The organism is Terriglobus sp. ADX1 (assembly GCF_036877645.1).
GTDB lineage: Bacteria > Acidobacteriota > Terriglobia > Terriglobales > Acidobacteriaceae > Terriglobus.
Map to the genome: position 1 here is coordinate 112953 of NZ_JAEDXV010000003.1, position 16687 is coordinate 129639.

17 protein-coding genes are annotated in these 16687 nt (G+C 57.7%); 10 read left to right on the forward strand and 7 right to left on the reverse strand.

Annotated elements, in window-relative coordinates:
• Position 1: 1 nt before the first annotated feature.
• Both JAO32_RS03260 and JAO32_RS03265 read right to left on the reverse strand, forming a co-directional pair.
• Complete coding sequence (locus JAO32_RS03260) at positions 2-1525, reverse strand: lipopolysaccharide biosynthesis protein (RefSeq protein ID WP_334237447.1); 1524 nt, start codon at positions 1523-1525, stop codon at positions 2-4.
• Positions 1526-1606: 81 nt separating this feature from the next.
• A complete protein-coding gene (locus JAO32_RS03265; RefSeq protein ID WP_334237449.1) occupies positions 1607-3649 on the reverse strand; it encodes a M13 family metallopeptidase in 2043 nt (680 codons plus the stop codon).
• A gap of 111 nt (positions 3650-3760) precedes the next feature.
• Here JAO32_RS03265 and JAO32_RS03270 point away from each other — a divergent pair, with 111 nt between their 5' ends.
• Positions 3761-4597 (forward strand): DUF5666 domain-containing protein, encoded by an 837-nt coding sequence (locus JAO32_RS03270; RefSeq protein ID WP_334237451.1) that lies wholly within the window; start codon positions 3761-3763, stop codon positions 4595-4597.
• Between the two features lie 71 nt (positions 4598-4668).
• Here the strand turns inward: JAO32_RS03270 and JAO32_RS03275 are convergent, their stop codons facing one another.
• Positions 4669-6000: a sugar MFS transporter gene (locus tag JAO32_RS03275; RefSeq protein WP_334237453.1), complete on the reverse strand. Its 1332-nt coding sequence runs from the start codon at positions 5998-6000 to the stop codon at positions 4669-4671.
• Positions 6001-6112: 112 nt separating this feature from the next.
• Positions 6113-6670, reverse strand: coding sequence for a MerR family transcriptional regulator (locus JAO32_RS03280; protein WP_334237455.1), 558 nt, complete (start codon positions 6668-6670; stop codon positions 6113-6115).
• A gap of 429 nt (positions 6671-7099) precedes the next feature.
• On the opposite strand from JAO32_RS03280, the gene JAO32_RS03285 reads away from it, so the two are divergent.
• The 6 genes from JAO32_RS03285 to JAO32_RS03310 all read left to right on the forward strand — a co-directional run bounded on the left by JAO32_RS03285 (position 7100) and on the right by JAO32_RS03310 (position 11735).
• Entirely contained in the window at positions 7100-7720 is a 621-nt protein-coding gene (locus tag JAO32_RS03285; protein ID WP_334237457.1) for a hypothetical protein, read from the forward strand.
• A 47-nt stretch (positions 7721-7767) separates the two neighbouring features.
• Complete coding sequence (locus tag JAO32_RS03290; RefSeq protein ID WP_334237458.1) at positions 7768-8469, forward strand: hypothetical protein; 702 nt, start codon at positions 7768-7770, stop codon at positions 8467-8469.
• Between the two features lie 67 nt (positions 8470-8536).
• Complete coding sequence (gene pyrR, locus JAO32_RS03295; protein ID WP_334237684.1) at positions 8537-9127, forward strand: bifunctional pyr operon transcriptional regulator/uracil phosphoribosyltransferase PyrR; 591 nt, start codon at positions 8537-8539, stop codon at positions 9125-9127.
• A 154-nt stretch (positions 9128-9281) separates the two neighbouring features.
• Entirely contained in the window at positions 9282-10028 is a 747-nt protein-coding gene (aqpZ, locus tag JAO32_RS03300) for an aquaporin Z (protein WP_334237460.1), read from the forward strand.
• Positions 10029-10210: 182 nt separating this feature from the next.
• Positions 10211-11350, forward strand: a complete 1140-nt coding sequence (bshA, locus tag JAO32_RS03305) for an N-acetyl-alpha-D-glucosaminyl L-malate synthase BshA (protein WP_334237462.1) — start codon at positions 10211-10213, stop codon at positions 11348-11350.
• 187 nt (positions 11351-11537) lie between these two features.
• Complete coding sequence (locus JAO32_RS03310; RefSeq protein ID WP_334237464.1) at positions 11538-11735, forward strand: hypothetical protein; 198 nt, start codon at positions 11538-11540, stop codon at positions 11733-11735.
• Between the two features lie 86 nt (positions 11736-11821).
• Here the strand turns inward: JAO32_RS03310 and JAO32_RS03315 are convergent, their stop codons facing one another.
• Both JAO32_RS03315 and JAO32_RS03320 read right to left on the reverse strand, forming a co-directional pair.
• Positions 11822-12889 carry a purine nucleoside permease gene (locus JAO32_RS03315; RefSeq protein WP_334237466.1) on the reverse strand — a complete coding sequence of 356 codons (1068 nt, stop codon included), beginning with the start codon at positions 12887-12889 and terminating at the stop codon, positions 11822-11824.
• A 99-nt stretch (positions 12890-12988) separates the two neighbouring features.
• Positions 12989-13339, reverse strand: a complete 351-nt coding sequence (locus tag JAO32_RS03320; RefSeq protein WP_334237468.1) for an RcnB family protein — start codon at positions 13337-13339, stop codon at positions 12989-12991.
• A 213-nt stretch (positions 13340-13552) separates the two neighbouring features.
• Here JAO32_RS03320 and JAO32_RS03325 point away from each other — a divergent pair, with 213 nt between their 5' ends.
• Together JAO32_RS03325 and JAO32_RS03330 are read left to right on the forward strand one after the other, a co-directional pair.
• A complete protein-coding gene (locus JAO32_RS03325) occupies positions 13553-14527 on the forward strand; it encodes an aspartate carbamoyltransferase catalytic subunit (protein WP_334237469.1) in 975 nt (324 codons plus the stop codon).
• Entirely contained in the window at positions 14524-15882 is a 1359-nt protein-coding gene (locus JAO32_RS03330) for a dihydroorotase (RefSeq protein ID WP_334237471.1), read from the forward strand. Before JAO32_RS03325 ends, JAO32_RS03330 begins: the two co-directional genes overlap by 4 nt.
• A 13-nt stretch (positions 15883-15895) precedes the next feature.
• Here the strand turns inward: JAO32_RS03330 and JAO32_RS03335 are convergent, their stop codons facing one another.
• Positions 15896-16264, reverse strand: a complete 369-nt coding sequence (locus tag JAO32_RS03335) for a DUF3060 domain-containing protein (protein WP_334237473.1) — start codon at positions 16262-16264, stop codon at positions 15896-15898.
• Positions 16265-16295: 31 nt separating this feature from the next.
• On the opposite strand from JAO32_RS03335, the gene JAO32_RS03340 reads away from it, so the two are divergent.
• Positions 16296-16685, forward strand: coding sequence for a hypothetical protein (locus tag JAO32_RS03340; RefSeq protein WP_334237475.1), 390 nt, complete (start codon positions 16296-16298; stop codon positions 16683-16685).
• Positions 16686-16687 lie beyond the last annotated feature (2 nt).

A 16687-nucleotide genomic window follows, 5' to 3' on the forward strand; every position in this document is an offset into this window, starting at 1 on the left:
GTTATGCAGCCTCCGTGGGACGATTGCGCTGGAAGCGGCTCATCAGGAGTACGCGGAGTTCATCCATGCGGAAGGTGGCATAAGCTGCAACAGCGAGTAGCAACGTCGATGCAAGCGCCACGCCGGTGGATACAGGCAGTGTCCAGTGTGCGGCTGCAATTGCGGGGAACGATGTGAGTGCAAATGCGGCGATGATGAAGACGATGAAGCGGCGCAGCAGACTGTTGTCGATCATCGCGTCATCGGGGAAGAGTTTGTGATTCAGATAGACCACATAGGCGGTCTGCAGAATCTCCCACACCAGCCACGTCACAATGAATCCAGCCACACCCCACGTGCGCATGGTGAAGACGGAGATGGCGAGCATGATCGCGTAGCCAATGAAGATGCGTGTCGACAGCTTCTCATGCTCGTTGCTTGAGGACTGGAACTGTGTCTTGTGCTCTTTCAGCCCCAGCACGGCGGAGACAACCGCCATCTCAATGCAGAGGTAAGGATGGTAGTCGATGCGGTCATGCAGCCACAGGTGAAACAGCAGCGGACACATCAGCAGACTGCCGATGCTGACCACCGGAATCAGGAACAGCACCACGCGTTCTGACAGATCATAAAGACGCCGCAGTTCGCTCCAGTCAGATTTGCCGACGAGCATTGTGATGTCCTGTCCGATGACGTTCGATGCCATGGAAAGAATCTGGCGCGACATCTGAAAGACCACACGCACCAGCGAAAACAGCGTAACCATTGCGGGGCCAAGAACACGCTGAATCACAATGACCGGACCTTGCCATGTAAGGAATCCTGCCATGGCAATCAATCCGAAGTGGCCGCTGGGCTTCAACATGCGGCCCACTTCTGTCCAGGATCCATCGCGCAGTGAAGGAACCAGCACGCGCTCTGTGTGTCGCAGATCAAACAGCGCATAGATGGTGAACACGAACAGCGTTGCAAGCTGCAGTGCTGCCAGTACCGGGAACGAACTGCGTACAGCCACGCCGCCAGCCATGCTGATGATCCAAAGGAAACGCTGCGCGCTGGAGATGTAATTGCCGCGATGCAAACGGCCCACAGCCATGTAGCTATTCGTCAGCAGGCTGAAGAACATATTCAGGCCAATCTGCAGGATCAGCAGATACAGTGTGAGCGCTGCGGCCTGCGGGCCAACGTGATGCAGCTTCAGCATCTGCGCCACGGGAATCACGAAGACAACAAGGCCACCGACCATAAATACGAACAGCACCAGCAGCAGAAGGCGAAATGCACTTGCCTGAATCGCTTTCGCACCGGGGATATCGCCGCGTGTGAACAGGATCGTCATCTGGTTGTTGGCATAGGTCTGCACGCCGTAGTTGAGCGTGCCCAGATAGTTCACGCTGGCACTCAGCGCGATCCATTCGCCGTAGACTTCCACGCCTTGTCCGTAGAACTTCAGGAAGAAAGGGGGAACTAACAGCTGCATCAGCACGGTTAGTCCCTGGCCCAGGAAGGCCGTCACCAGCAATTGCAGGATGCGCTTTAATCTCATTGTCCTTGTTAGTTTATCTGCACCAGAAGAAAGAGGACGCTGCCAGGCAGCGTCCTCATGTTGAAGTGCGGTCAAAAAACGTTACCAGATGTGAATACGATCTTCCGGTTTCAGATACAGCGCATCGCCGGGTTTCACGCCAAATGCGTCGTACCATGCATCCAGATTGCGCACCGTTGCAGCACGATATTGCCCCGGTGAATGCGGATCGCCAAGCACCTGAGCGCGCAACACGTTTTCGCGTTCCAGCCCCGCGTAGTTCTGTGCAAAGGCAATGAAGAACTGTTGATCCCCCGTAAGTCCACCGACCATTGGTGCAGATTTGCCTTGCAGCGATGCGCGATACGCATCGTATGCGGCCTGCAATCCGGCGACGTCTGCAATGTTTTCGCCCAGTGTTTGCTGGCCATTGACGTGCAGATCGGGGAAGGGAACATAAGCGTCATACTGCTTCGCTAACGCTGCCGTGGAGTCGTTGAAGTGCTTCAGATCGGTCTCGGTCCACCAGTTGCGCACGCGGCCCTTGCTGTCAAAGGCTGCGCCCTCACTGTCAAAGGTGTGTGAAATTTCGTGACCAATGACAGCGCCAATCGCGCCGTAGTTTGCGGCATCCGTGCGTGCAGGATCAAAGAACGGCGGCTGCAGAATGGCTGCAGGGAAGTTGAGAGCGTTGTCCAGTGGAAGATTGACCGCATTCACTGTCTGCGGCGTCATCGTCCATTCTTTGCGATCGGTTGGTTTGTCGATCTGCGTCAGCGCGTACTCATACTCGAAACGTCTTGCGCGCCACACGTTGCCAAAGAGGTCGTCCGGCTTGATCTCCAGCGCGGCATAACTGCGCCACTTCTCCGGATAACCAATGCTCACCTGTAAGGCGTCGAGTTTGATGATGGCTTCCTTGCGTGTGGCAGGCGCCATCCATGTCAGCGTTTCAAGGCGCTTGCGGAAGGCCGTCATCAAGTTGGTGACCATGACCTGCACTCGTGCCTTCTCTTCCGGTGTGAAGTACTTCGCGGCGTATATCTTTCCTATGGCGTCGCCAAGAATGTCATCCACCAACATGACGGCGCGCTGTTGGCGCGGACGCTGTGAAGGCGTACCGGTTACGGTTTTCACAAATTCGAAGCGCTCATCGGCGAATGACTTTGAGACGTAGGATCCGTATGCGGTGATGATGTGGGCTATAAGGAAGTCTTTCCACACGGCGATGGGCTGTGATGCCACAAGATCGCTTTCCGCAGTGAACGCGGTTGGCTGCCACACGATGAAAGTCTTCTGATGTTCCAACCCAGCGGCTGCGAAATACGCCTTCCAATCCAGTCCTGGTGCTTTCTTTTCAAAGTCTTCCAGTGCCCACGGATTGTTGGCGTGCTCAATGTTTTCGCTGTCGGCCAGCGATACCTGCTTTTGCGCGATTGCGGTTTCCAGCGCAAGTACAGCGGTGGCGCGTGCGTCGGCATTTTCGTAACCCAGTAGGCGGAAGACTGAAGCGAGATGTTTGTCGTAGGCATCGCGCACCTGCTTCATACGCGGTGCATCGCTCAGGTAGTAATCACGGCTGCTCAGGCCCAGGCCACCTTGCAGCAGATAGGGCGCGTAATGGTCGGGGTCGTTGAAGCTGGGGGCTACCCACAGTCCGAAAAGATTTGCCGTGTGATAGTTCGTGTTGTTGAGCGCGTCCACGTCATTGCGCAACGAACGCCCAAGTTGAACGGCGAGCTCGTGTCGGTCTTTGATGGCGAGGATGGGTTTCAACTGTGCGTCGAGCGCGGCGCGGCCGTGGGCTTCTATGGCTGCTTCGTCCATGTAGGAGCGATATAGATCGGCGATCTTGCGGCCGTCAGAGCCTGCAGGTGCGCGTTTCAGTTCTGGATTGGTAACGATGGCGGCGACCAGTTTTTGTGCGCGGTCATCCAGAACGGAAAACGTGCTGACGGAGCTGCGGTCGGCCGGGATGGTCAGCCTCGCCAGATACGCGCCATTGGCGTACTTGTAAAAGTTGTCGCCGGGGTTGGTTGTTTTGTCGATGGCGGAGGTGTTCACGCCGTGTTGCTGGGCGGGAACGGCGAAAGGGAATGAGGTCGTGAGCAAGGCTGCCAGGGCAGCCGAAAGAAACAGTTTCATGGAAGGTACTCCAGCCACACATTCTATGCTGCCGTGTCCACGCGGCATTTTCGCGTCCTACCGCGTCTTTCCTGTAGCCTTCGCGTCTTTACATGCGAGAGGATGTTCGTCATGAAAACGCTCTGGAAGTCTGCGGTACTGTGTTCTGCCCTCACGTTGTCTACGCTTGCCTTTGGGCAGAACGCCACCAGCGGGGGCGATCAGCAGCCACAGCAGGATGCGCAGGGAATGCGCAGCGGCCCCGGAGGTCCGGGCGGACGTCGCGGCGGCGCAACGCGTGGCACAGTGGCGTCGGTCAGCGGATCGAACATCGTCGTAAAAGATGAATCAGGAACAACCTGGACCATCATCACCACGGAAAACACACGCGTTATGCGTGGTCGCGAGCCGCTGACTGTTTCTGGAATCCAGGCAGGCGATGAAGTGGTGAGCATGGGCATGCCGGATGCCGACAAGCATGAACTCCACGCCATGATGGTGATGGATGTGCCCGCTGCAGAGGTCGCCAAGGCTAAGGCGAACCTGGGCAAGACGTACATTGTGGGGCGCATCACCGCGATTGACGAGACGAAGCTGACCATCCTTCGCACGGACAAGGTGTCGCAGACGATTTCGCTGGATGAAACCACCAGCCTGCACAAGGGTGGTCGTATTGACCCCGCTGCCATGCAGGCTGCCGGATTGAATGCCGGCATGATGGGCATGGGAATGGGGCCCGGCGGTATGGGGCAGGGAAATCGGAATGGTGGCGGTAATGGTGGCAATCGTCCTGCGCCGAACGCCGAAGGTGAAGCGATTACGCTGGCGGATGTAAAGGTGGGCGATAGCGTGATCGGTCTTGGTTCTGTGAAGGGCGGCGTCTTTGTGCCGACCGATCTGCGCGTGCAGGAGCAACGTGGAGGTGGTCGCCGGAATGGCGATGGACCCCCGCCGCCTCCGCAGCAGTAATCACACATGCTTTGTGCAAAGAGAAAGGGAGCAGCGATTTCGCTGCTCCCTTTCTCTTGATTGCATTTTGTCTATGCGGCGTCGATGCGCAGGTCTGCAAGCGGGTCAGTGTGGATCTGGCGGCGTGTGGTGGCGAAGCCGTAGATCGCGATGTAGACATAGCAGGCTGCGGGAATCAGGAATGCCTTCTGGTAGCCCACGTGGTCGGCGAAGTGGCCGTAGACGTAGGGGATAATCGCGCCGCCAACGATCGCCTGCACCATCAGGCTGCTGCCCTTGCTGGTCAGTTCGCCCAGTCCGGCCAGACCCAGCGTGAAGATGCTGGGGAACATGATGGAGTTGAACAGGCCCACCGAAAGAATGGTGTACATGGCCACGTGTCCGCCGGAGAAGACGCTGGTCAGCACCAGGACAAACGCTACCAATGCGAAGATGCCCAGCAGTGTGCCGGTACGCACCTTTTGCAGAATGGCCGAACCGATGAAGCGGCCAATCATGGCTCCCAGCCAGTAGTAGGAAACATACTTGGCGGCCGCGACTTCAGTGAGGCCGCCGATGTTGGGCTCGCCGAAGTAATTGATGAGGAAGCTGCCGATGGAAACTTCGGCGCCGACGTAGAGGAAGATACCCAGCGCGCCGAGCCATAGCCATGTCTGGTTCCAGATGCCAGGGCCAAAGCCTGCAATGGGACGCAGATCCACGGTGAGGTGTTCCTTGTTGTCGAGCCGCACGGTGTACAGCAGGACAGCCAGCAGAACCAGGATGCCGGTGATGACCAGGTACGGTGTCGTGATGGTGGACGCCTGATGTGCGCGATACGCCGCCAGTTCGTCCGGCGTGAACTTCGCGATGGCAACCGCGGTTGCTGTGCCTACGCCCGCAAGGATGGTGTAGCGACCGATGAGCGGCGCGATGAAAGTGCCGAAGGAATTGAGTGCCTGCGACAGGTTCAATCGGCTTGATGCTGTTTCTTCCGGGCCAACGCTGGCGACGAAAGGATTGGCCGATACCTGCAGCGCGGTAATGCCTGCGGCCAGAATCACCAGGGCACCCAGAAACAGCGGATACGACGCGAGTCGTGCTGCCGGGATGAACAGGATCGCGCCTACTGCTGCCACTGCCAGGCCGGTCACCATCGTGTACTTATAGCCGCGATATTCCACCAGTTTGCCCGCGGGCAGAGCGAAGATGAAGTACGAACCGAAGAACGCCGTCTGAATCAGGGCCGACTCTGCAATGGAGAGCGAAAAGATGCTCTTCAGGTGCGGAATCAGGATGTCGTTCATGCAGGTGAGGAATCCCCACATGAAGAACAGCGTGGTCGCGATGGTCATCGCGCGGTAATCGGTTTGTGTCCGGCGAAAATGATTTGAGCCGGATGATGAGGCGGCAACAAAGGCCATCGGGCGAGATCTTCTTTCGTGTAAGTTCCGTGGCGCTGCTGTGCCCGGCTATCGCTATTGAGGTTAGCGCACACGGGGCGGCTTTCGCACCCGTATTTGCCGGAAGAGACCGCTATTCGCCGCCGGAATCGCTAGGCTGTGCGAAGAGTGGAGGCGGCATTTCCAATACGGAACGACGGCGCGGTGCAACGGAGAGTCCACGGTGTGGCGCAGCATGCGTTCTGCGTTGACCTGGGGTGGGCCGATCCAGCAACGAAGCAATCTCATTCAGGTCGGAACGCAGTTTGCGCAGCCGTAGCGCTGTGGTGTCTTCCGCAGCCGCTTTTTTCGGAGCGGGTGATTCGGCGGCTGGTTCCGGCGCGGAACGCTTTGCATCGCCCTTCAGGGCCTGCCGTGCGCCGGGAATGGTGTAGCCCTCGTCGTAGAGCAGGCGACGGATTTCAGCGAGTGTCTCCACATCGCGGCGACGATAGAGTCGCTGTCCGGTGCCGCCTTTGCCTGGCTTCAGTTGCGGAAACTCCGTCTCCCAGAAGCGCAGCACGTAGGGTGGCAGGTCAAGCAGCTTGGAGACTTCGCCGATGCGGAAGTAGAGTTTGTCCGGAATCTGCAGGGGCGCGACGGATTTCGACTTCCGCTTAGTGTCCGTCCGCGTTGTTTGAGGCGTTGCCAAAAGGCCTGCTCCGAGTGCCGGGTTTGGGGTCAGTTTAGCTCTCGCAGTGTGGTTTGCGCGGCTTTTTTGCGGGTAGGGAACGGCTGTGGTTCCTCTTTTGATGGTGGAAAAGTGAGAAAAAAAGGCCCCGCAATTGGCGGGGCCTCGCTCATGGACAGGAACAGCGGGCAGTCGGAACTCCCGGCGCCACGTTGGTTTGCCTCCTGGGGCCGTCTCCCTGACGAAAAGACCCCGAACCTACTATGCCAACGCTACGGATGGGATGGACTTCACCAGCCACACTAAATATTGGGGCAGGGTATCAAGATTGTCAAGAAAATGGTGCAATTTTTCTGTGGACAAAATTCACAGGGAACCGGCAGGGAAAAAGAGCCGTATTCTTCCCCATAGATCGCCGTCGTGTCTGTTCCGCGGCGAGGAGGATTCCTCATGCATGCACGTGTACGCCTGATTGCCGCGACTGCGCTCCTTCTGCCACTGGCTGGCTGCTTTATCCAGACGAAAAAGGATGCAAACGGCAAGGAAAGCAATGTCGATATCCAGACGCCGCTCGGCGGTATGTCCGTAAAGACGGACAATGCGGCGGTCTCCGCGAAACTGGGCCTTCCCGTCTATCCCGGCGCTGTGCCGGAGAAGAAAAATGACGACGACAAGAACTCCGCGGACGTGAACATGAACTTCGGTCCGTTCCATCTGCGCGTGCTGGCTCAGGGATACACCTCCACAGACAGCCCGGATAAGGTGCGTGCTTTTTATCAGAAGGCGTTGGCGCAGTATGGTGAGGTGATCGAATGCCAGGGCAAGCATCCGGTGAATGGCTCAGCGTCGCGGACGTCTCAGGGGCTTACCTGCGACAACGACAATCACATCACTGTGAGCAACGAAGAGAAGAACAAGATTAAGCTCGATGTCAACGAGACCGAGCTGAAAGCCGGATCGAAGTCGCGGCAGCACATTGTTGGCTATGAGGCGAAGGATGGCGGCACCAAGTTCGGCCTGGTGGCGCTGGAACTGCCTTCGGACAGTGACGACGCAAAGCAGGCGAACTAAGTTCGCCATCGCCGGACAGAGCTTCTGAAACGCGATAGCCTTTGTATATGACGGAACACTGTGCGCGCTGCGGAGCTGCGTTACCGATAGTCGATGGTGATACGGCGGCGTTTTGCGCTGCCTGTGGTCTGCCGCAATTGCGTGTGTCTTCTGAGGCGGTAGTGGCTGTGGCACCGTCGCCGGGGGAGACTGAGCCGGAAAAACGGCTGGATCATCCTCGACTGGACTGGGGAACGGGGCTACGCATGGTGGCTCTTGTGTCTGCTGTGGGGGCTATCGCTCCCAGCCTGCTGCCCGGAGCTGTAGCCACGGGATCAGCGGGTGGTTTGTCGCTGCTGGCGATGCCTCTGCTTACGGTGGCCGCCGTCACGCTGTATCACCGCAGCCGTCCGCGGCGAGAAATCTCACCCATTATTGGCGGTCGGCTTGGTGCCACGCTGGGCCTGATGGTGGGGGCGTGGATTGCGTTTCTCACGGGCGCGGTTGGGTTTGTGCTTCGGTACCGCTACCACTCCACTGCACTGGATTCTGCCCTGCAGCAGGGCTTTGATTCCATGATGGCTCGCATGCAGGAAGCTGGTCCGCAGCCGCCGGAACTGGTTGGATTTATCCGTTCGCCGGAGTTTCTGGCGGGATCGTTCCTGATGGGGCATGTGTTTAGCATTCTGCTGCTGGTGATTACGGGCACGGTCTGCGGATGGCTGGCCGGGGCGCTTCTGCGTTCGCGTCGTCAGCGCCTCTCGCAGTAATGACAGAAAGCCCGATTGTGTGGCGGCGCTTGCCCCGCGCTTCGTCGCCTTCTATCATCACGGCACGATGAGCGACGCAACCACCACGCCCGAAACCACCACCCCCAAGGCCAACATCCGCGAGAAGGGCCGTCTTATGTCGGCCTCTGAGATCGACCGTACCCTGGTGCGCCTGGCCCACCAGATCGTGGAAAAGCAAGAGGGAAGCAGCAACCTGGGCCTGGTTGGCATCAAGCGCCGCGGCATCCCGCTGGCCCAGCGCATCGCAAAGATTATTGAAGGAATTGAGAAGCAGCCGGTGCAGACCGGCGTGCTGGATATCTCCTTCTATCGCGATGACTTGTCTACTGCTGGAAGCAAGCCAATCGTGGAAGACGCCGAGATCGGTTTCGACATTGAGGGCCGCGACATTGTCCTGCTGGACGACGTTCTGTACACCGGCCGTACCATTCGCGCCGCGCTGGATGCGCTGTTCGATCACGGACGTCCGCGCTCGGTGCGCTTGCTGGTGCTGATTGATCGCGGCCATCGCGAATTGCCCATTGAAGCGCAGTTTATTGGCCGCGTTGTGCCCACCTCGTCAAAAGAGATCATTGAAGTGAAACTGCGAGAAGTGGACGGCAACGACCAAGTGCTGCTGGTAGAGCGTGCGGACTGATTTGTTGCAAAACCAAAGGTGAGAACCGGCCAATTGGCCGGTTTTTCGTTTCTGTCAAAAAATACAGATGCAAAATTCACCGTGCGGGCGTAGAAAGTCTTCGTCTCGGCTCTGGTTCTTTAGCGGAGCGGGACTCTCTCAGGAGGAGACATTCATGCCCCTTGGCAAACGCTGTATTGCAGAGTTCTTCGGTACGTTCTGGCTGGTGTTTGGTGGATGTGGCAGCGCGGTGTTGGCAGCCGCGTTTCCGTCGCTGGGCATCGGTTTTGCGGGAGTGGCCCTGGCTTTTGGCCTCACCGTTCTCACCATGGCTTACACGCTGGGCCATATTTCCGGCGGCCATTTCAATCCGGCCGTCACGCTGGGTCTGTATGCCGGCAAGCGTTTTCCGGCGAAGGATATTATTCCGTACTGGGTAGCGCAGGTGATTGGCGCGATCGCTGCTGCGGGCGTGCTGTATCTCATCGCCAGCGGTAAGGATGGCTTTAGCCTGGCAGGCGGTTTTGCCTCCAATGGCTATGGTCTTCATTCTCCCGGCGGATACTCGCTGGTGGCCTGCCTGGTGGCGGAGATTGTGCTGACGGCGTTTTTCCTGCTCATCATCATGGGCTCCACGGATAAGCGTGTTCCCAACGGCTTTGCGCCCGTTGCCATTGGTCTGGGACTAACGCTGATTCACTTGATCTCCATTCCAGTAACAAACACCTCGGTCAACCCGGCGCGTAGCCTTGGCCCCGCGGTGTTTGTGGGCGGATGGGCGTTGCAGCAGGTGTGGTTGTTCTGGGTGGCGCCGCTGATTGGCGGTTTGATTGGCGGCATACTCTACGACCTGCTTTTCAGCGAGTACAAAGAAACCCCTGTATTCACAGCCACGGAACAGGATGTTGCCAACGTTCGCTAAGAATCAGGTTGGGGAACGAAGCGTGGGAAGAGGGCATGGCGCAGCGTCGTGCCCTCTTCTGCATCTGGAGCGTCGTTGCGTGAATCAGATGAGGACATTTGCTCGGCGATAAGCGGGTTTGTTCTTATGACAGAGATGACAGCGACGTTTTTGGCAACGGCATGTGACAGCGGCGGTGCACGATGAAGATCGGCATCACCTGCTATCCCACGTATGGCGGCAGTGGCGTCGTTGCCACAGAGCTTGGTATTGAACTGGCGGCGCGCGGCCACCAGGTGCACTTCATCACGTATCAGCAGCCGTTTCGCCTGACAGGACGCGAGGAAGGCATCTTCTTCCACGAGGTGGCGGTTACGAACTATCCGCTGTTCCAGTACCCGCCGTACGATCTGGCGCTGGCCAGCCGCATGGCGGAGGTGGCGGAGTTTTATGGACTGGATCTGCTGCATGTTCACTACGCCATTCCGCACAGCGTAAGCGCGCTGCTGGCGCGTCAGATGCTTGCGAAACGAGGCATCCGTCTGCCGTTCATCACCACGCTGCATGGCACGGACATTACGCTCGTAGGACAGGATCCTGGCTATCTTCCCATCACGAAGTTCGGCATTGAGGAAAGCGATGGCGTGACGTCCATCTCCGCGGACCTGAAAGAGACCACAGTGCGGTCTTTTGGTGTGGAGAAGGAGATTGAGGTGATTCGCAATTTTGTAAATTGCGACGTCTACAAGCCGGATGACGAAAAACGTCGTGCGCTGCGGCCGCGCTATGCGAAGCCAGACGAGAAAATACTCATTCATCTTTCCAACTTCCGCCGCGTGAAACGTGTGAGCGATGTGGTGGAAGTGTTCGCGCGCGTGGTGAAGGAAGTGCCGTCGCGATTGATGCTGATTGGTGACGGGCCAGACCGCAGCATCGCAGAATCGTTGGCGTTGCGTTACGGCATTCAGGATCGCATTCACTTTTTAGGCAAGCAGGACAGCGTGCAGGATCTGTTGCTGCTGGGCGACCTGATGCTGATGCCCTCTGAAATGGAGAGCTTCGGCCTTGCTGCGTTGGAGGGAATGGCGTGCCGTGTGCCGTGCATTGCTACACGCGTCGGTGGCGTGCCGGAGCTGGTGGAAGACGGTGTAAACGGATTGCTTTTTCCCGTGGGCGATGTGAAGGCTATGGCCGCGGGAGCGATCGAGATTCTGTCAGACGAGCCGCGTCAGCAGGCTATGGCAGCCGCCGCGCGCAAGACCGCGCAGGATAAGTTCTGCACCAGCCGAATCATTCCTATGTACGAGCGCTATTACGAGCAGGTATTGAACCATGCTGGCTGAACGTATTCAGGGTAAATGTTCAGGTTCTTTATAGATTATTGACGCTGCGAAAGTGAGTGGTGTGGATACTTACGCGGTCGGGAGTTACCAGCGACATAAGACGCGGATGACTGAACATATCTCGAATTACCAGTATTTCGGGAATTTCACGATGTGCTACTATCCTCCGCGAAATAGGAGGTAACTCATGTCGGGCATCAAGCAAATTGAAGAAGTCATCATGGTAATTGGCAGTAAGGGCAGCGACGGCGGCTATTCGGTACTAACACCGCACGGCTTAGTGCATGTTCCCGGTAATAATCCGCTCATACGCGAAGCCTACGCTGCGCTGGTAAAGGCAAACTTGAAAGTGCAGGAAATCGCACAGAAGCAGCTCGCAGCCTAGTAGCGTCTCCAGCAGAAGCCAGCGTTCGTTATTATCCGCCTTAATACTCGCAGTTACTAAGTTGTCGTGTATCTGGCTGGAGGCACTTACATCTTCATCCATTCGGCAACCACTCGATGACCTACGATGTAGGCCGCTTCGAGTGCCGGTAGATAGCCGGTGTAAGCGCCGTGTTTTTCGCTGGCCAGATTTTCCGCTGCCGTTACACCCGGTGCGGGCATGTCAAAGTTGCTGGCGGTGCGCAGCAGCAGCGCGCGGTTCCAATCTGCTTTGCCTTGCTGTGTGAGCGACCATAGCGCCAGCATGGAACCGGTGTCGTTCATCGCGGTTGTACCCAGATGCGCCACACCGTCCGTCTCAAACTGCACCCAGCGATGTGCCCACGCGTCCATCTTTGCGCCGTGCCAGAAGATTTCTGTGGCCATGTTCGCGCCAGTAATGACCTTGGGGCCACGCGTTGTGCCGGTGAATCCCCTGTATTGGAGACGCAGTTTGCGCATCGGATCGTCTTCCGGAAGCTTTGCATCGCGCGTCAGCGTGAAGGCCCATTGCATGAGTGTCGTGTTCATGCGGATGACGTTGCCGCGACGGTTCGCGTGTGCGTCGTTGCCCTTCCATGTGCGAACGTCATCTTCCCAATTCGCGCCGCCTTTGGGATCGGATTGCGTGACGCCATCGAGCGAAAGAAAGCCATCGGGCCAGTCTTTCGGCGATTCGCGCGGATCAATCTCTTTGGCCAGATCGCCGTTGATGATGAAGTCTGTCCACACCGCATCGCCAATGGTGCCGTCTGCGGGAGAGATGCCTGCAATGCCGTTCAAGAGCCAGTACGACTGGCGCAGATCGAAACGAGGATCGCTGCCCAGGGCCATCAGATTGATACCGGGCTTGATATTGCCGGGACCGACCGCGACGGCAATCTCTGTTCCGTCAGCGTTTGCGCGGACAGCGCGCGTCATCCCAGGGACTTCAATCACGCGATCCAGATGGTCGCGCTCTACCCAGAACTGCAGTTCGCCGGGACGGTCGCCGGTGTCGTTACCCACTTCGAAGTAACTGACGATGACAACCTTTGGCCGCAGGACGGGCTGCTGCGAGGATGCTACGACGCTGCACAGAAGCGGCAGCAGGCTGAAAAGCTGGCGGAGACGCATGTATTCAGGAGAACACAAGCGCTATCTTCGTAGCCTTCAGAATAGCAATGGGTGAGAGGCACAGACGCCTTCTCACCCATCGTTGGTTCTAATCGAGAGCTAGTGGGCTGTTGAAGCCACAATCGCGGAAGCGATGAGACCAGTCGCAACGGCGGCCATTACGTAGTTGCCGTCCACTTCGCGCCACTCATAACCACGCGGCGGGGGAGCCAGATGATAGCTGCGGTAGTCCACGCGGCGGCCGCGATTCCAGTCGTTGGGCGGCATGCGGTAGCCCTTCCTCCAGTTGTCGTGATGAACATATCCATGCGGCGGCGGAGGAGGATGCCCATGGTCGTAATGGTGATCATCGTGGTGGTCATCGTAATGCTGGGCGAAAGCCGATGCTGCGGGGAACGCCATAGCGCATGTCAGAACCACACCTGCAAACCTGGTCATCTTGGTCTTCATTCTTTTCGTGCTCCTTCGTTCTCGTTCTGCGGCGAACATTGTGCGCCGCCGACACAGACCGTTTAGACACCGTGTTGTGTCTGCAGGATGTTGGAAGCCATGAGGATTTCGCAAAGAATCGCGTTGCGGAGATGGGTTGTCTTGCTCTCATCCGCAAAGCTGCGCCAGAACAGGACACTGCGGGCTTTGGGCTGCTACCATCGCAAAGAACCCATGAGCATTCCGGCTGCCAATTCGACAGCGTCCCATCCCGGCTCACTTACCTCTATTCATGACATTTCACTCGATGGCATTACCCACCTGCTGGCGCTGACGAACCGGCTGGTAGCAGAACCGCATCGCGAGCGTGTGAAACATCTGGATGGACGCAAGGTAGCCCTGCTGTTTTACGAGTCATCCACGCGCACACGTACCAGTTTTGAATTGGCCGCGAAGTCGCTGGGCGCTACGACCACGCTGGTCAGCGATAAGTCTTCGTCCATTGAAAAAGGCGAAAGCCTGCACGACACCGGCGTGACGCTACGTGCGTTGGGCGCGGAGTGCATCATCCTGCGTTCGAATTATTCTGGCGCGCCGGAAGTGCTGGCACGTTCGACGGGTTTGCCCGTGTTGAATGCGGGCGATGGCATGCACGAGCATCCTTCGCAGGCGCTGTTGGATCTGCGCACCATGTTGGTGCGGCTTGGATTGTCGCAGGAACTTACGTCGACGACGATGGCGGGAAAGACGGTCGTCATCACAGGCGATATCCGTCATTCGCGTGTGGCGCGTTCGAATGCGATTCTGCTGCCCAAGCTGGGCGCGCGCGTGATCTTCTGCGGTCCACCGGAACTGTGCCCGAAGGAAGCGCTGGACGTATCGCATGGCGTGGAGATTGAGCGCGATTTCGAAAAGTCATTGCAGCAGGCGGATGTGGCGATGATGCTGCGTATTCAGCGCGAACGCCTTGCGGGTTTGGATATTGATTCGGCCGAGTACATCGCGGGATATCAGTTAAACGAACAGCGTCTGCGCGCGCATGCGCCAAAGGCGTTGGTGATGCATCCCGGCCCCATGGTGCGTGGATTAGAGATTGATTCTGCTGTGGCAGACGGGCCGCAGTCGGCGATTGAAGAGCAGGTGGCGCATGGTCTTGCTGTGCGCATGGGCCTGTTGCATCGCGCACTGCTGGGGGAGGCAAAAGCATGAGCGCCATTCTTCTGCGCGGTGGACGCGTGATTGATCCTGCAAGCGGTGCGAATGACTTCGCCGATGTTCTGCTTGAGAACGGTCTTATTCGTGAAGTGAATTTCACTGCGCAATCCGGCGAGTTGGACGCTTTCGCCGCGGACATGGGCGCTGAAGTTCTCGACTGCACTGGATGCGTTGTTGCGCCGGGCATCATTGACGCGCATGTGCATCTGCGTGAGCCGGGACAAACGCATAAGGAAACCATTGCAACTGGCACGTTAGCCGCGGTTGCAGGTGGCGTTACTACGGTAGTCGCCATGCCGAACACCACGCCCGTCACCGATTCCGTTGCGTTACTCGAGTTTGTGCAGAGCGTGCAGCGTGATCCTTCCGCGCGTGTTTTGGCTATGCCCGCTGCAACGGTTGGCAGCATGGGCGGCGAGTTGACGGATTATGCTGCGCTTGCTGCAGCAGGTGCAGTTGGCTTCACGGACGATGGCAAGCCGGTGCTTGCAGATGAAGTGATGAAGCAGGCGTTGTTGGAGGCTGCGAAGCTTGGCTTGCCCATCTCGCAACATGCGGAAGACACGCGCATGACGGTGGGTGCCAGCATGAACTTTGGGCCTGTGGCGTTTCGCCTGGGACTCCGTGGCATGCCGATTGAAGCGGAGTCATCCATTGTGGAGCGCGATATCCGTTTGCTGGAAGAGATTGAGCGTGAGACCAAGCTCCGTCCGCATTTGCATGTGCAGCATGTGTCCACGGCGAAGGCGCTTGCGGCGATTCGCGATGCGAAGTCGCGTGGCCTGCATGTGACGTGTGAAGTGGCGCCGCATCACATTGCGTTTACAGATGAAGCGATTGCTGGCGACCCTGCACAGCGTTCGCGTCGTTACGACACGCACTTCAAGATGAATCCTCCGTTGCGTTCACGCGCTGAGGTGGATGCGTGCATCGCGGCAGTGTTGGATGGAACAGTGGACATCATCGCCACCGATCACGCACCGCACGCGCACCACGAGAAGAATGTGGAGTTTGAACGTGCGCCGAACGGCATCACTGGACTGGAGACATCGCTGGGCGCATCGCTGCGCATTCTGCATCGCGAACACGGTATGAGGTTGGTTGACGTTCTTGCATTGATGACCTCCGCACCTGCGGAGAAGCTACATCTGCGTAGGATGGGGCACGATGTGGGCCGCATACAAACAGACGCGTTTGCCGATGTGATGGTGTTCGATGCAGCGGCAGAGTGGAACTATGATGTGCGCACGACACGCTCGAAATCGCGCAATACGCCGTTCGACGGCGCACCGATGCTGGGCAAGGTGAAGTTCACGCTCGTGAAGGGCGAAGTGAAGTACCGCGCATAAACTGCGCGGTGCTTCAGCGTTTCGCTTTCTCGAAGCGGTTGTTGTTCCCGCGGCTGCTATAGCGTGTTTCTGGATCGCTGACGAAGATGGTGTTGTCATTGCCTTCCACGGGCACTGTAGTGAACTGATCCAGCCACACGTGGTTTTTGTTGCCCTGTACGCGGACGAAGCGGCAGCGACCGTGTACCTGTACTTCGTTTTCCTGACCTTCCACATACACAGCGGTTCCGCTCTCACACGTTACGGCCTGCTTTTGCTGATTGCCTGCAATCACAGTGTCGTGTTCGCCGGGCTGATCAAAATCGTGCGGAGCAACCTGGCGCTGTGCAAGCAGGGAGGCGGAGAAGGTGACGGTCATCACAGCGGCGGCAATGAGCTTCATATAGGCTTCCTCATAAGAAGGTGCAGAAGGTATGAGCAGAGTAACCCGTCCCCGCGATGCCCGCCGATTTTTCAGCCGCGTGATTGGCTGTTTCGTGATGTTGTGCGGCGTTGCTTTATTGATCTCAGCGGCGATGGGAATGCGTCGTTCGCACCGCGCTCTGCAGAAGGATGAAGCGATTCTGACAAACTTTCGCGCGGAGTTTGAATTGGCTTCCGATGACGTTCTGCGTCAGCGTGCACAGCAACGGGGCGCTGTGATGATGCTAGCGAGCAATGAGACGCAGTACCTATTCCGCATTCGTCGTGAACGTGGCCCCTGGTATTGCAACGCAGTCGATGTGAACGTGGCGGTCAGCGCACAGATTCACGCAGGCAAGCGTGATGTAAGCCTGCAGAAGATGCCAGTGGACTGTCTATAGAA

Bases quoted from the DNA above. Each gene is read 5' to 3' on its own strand.
- JAO32_RS03260 (WP_334237447.1), bottom strand. From the start codon at position 1,525: ATGAGATTAAAGCGCATCCTGCAATTGCTGGTGACGGCCTTCCTGGGC.
- JAO32_RS03265 (WP_334237449.1), bottom strand. From the start codon at position 3,649: ATGAAACTGTTTCTTTCGGCTGCCCTGGCAGCCTTGCTCACGACCTCA.
- JAO32_RS03270 (WP_334237451.1), top strand. From the start codon at position 3,761: ATGAAAACGCTCTGGAAGTCTGCGGTACTGTGTTCTGCCCTCACGTTG.
- JAO32_RS03275 (WP_334237453.1), bottom strand. From the start codon at position 6,000: ATGGCCTTTGTTGCCGCCTCATCATCCGGCTCAAATCATTTTCGCCGG.
- JAO32_RS03285 (WP_334237457.1), top strand. From the start codon at position 7,100: ATGCATGCACGTGTACGCCTGATTGCCGCGACTGCGCTCCTTCTGCCA.
- JAO32_RS03290 (WP_334237458.1), top strand. From the start codon at position 7,768: ATGACGGAACACTGTGCGCGCTGCGGAGCTGCGTTACCGATAGTCGAT.
- pyrR (WP_334237684.1), top strand. From the start codon at position 8,537: ATGAGCGACGCAACCACCACGCCCGAAACCACCACCCCCAAGGCCAAC.
- aqpZ (WP_334237460.1), top strand. From the start codon at position 9,282: ATGCCCCTTGGCAAACGCTGTATTGCAGAGTTCTTCGGTACGTTCTGG.
- bshA (WP_334237462.1), top strand. From the start codon at position 10,211: ATGAAGATCGGCATCACCTGCTATCCCACGTATGGCGGCAGTGGCGTC.
- JAO32_RS03310 (WP_334237464.1), top strand. From the start codon at position 11,538: ATGTCGGGCATCAAGCAAATTGAAGAAGTCATCATGGTAATTGGCAGT.
- JAO32_RS03315 (WP_334237466.1), bottom strand. From the start codon at position 12,889: ATGCGTCTCCGCCAGCTTTTCAGCCTGCTGCCGCTTCTGTGCAGCGTC.
- JAO32_RS03320 (WP_334237468.1), bottom strand. From the start codon at position 13,339: ATGAAGACCAAGATGACCAGGTTTGCAGGTGTGGTTCTGACATGCGCT.
- JAO32_RS03325 (WP_334237469.1), top strand. From the start codon at position 13,553: ATGAGCATTCCGGCTGCCAATTCGACAGCGTCCCATCCCGGCTCACTT.
- JAO32_RS03330 (WP_334237471.1), top strand. From the start codon at position 14,524: ATGAGCGCCATTCTTCTGCGCGGTGGACGCGTGATTGATCCTGCAAGC.
- JAO32_RS03335 (WP_334237473.1), bottom strand. From the start codon at position 16,264: ATGAAGCTCATTGCCGCCGCTGTGATGACCGTCACCTTCTCCGCCTCC.
- JAO32_RS03340 (WP_334237475.1), top strand. From the start codon at position 16,296: ATGAGCAGAGTAACCCGTCCCCGCGATGCCCGCCGATTTTTCAGCCGC.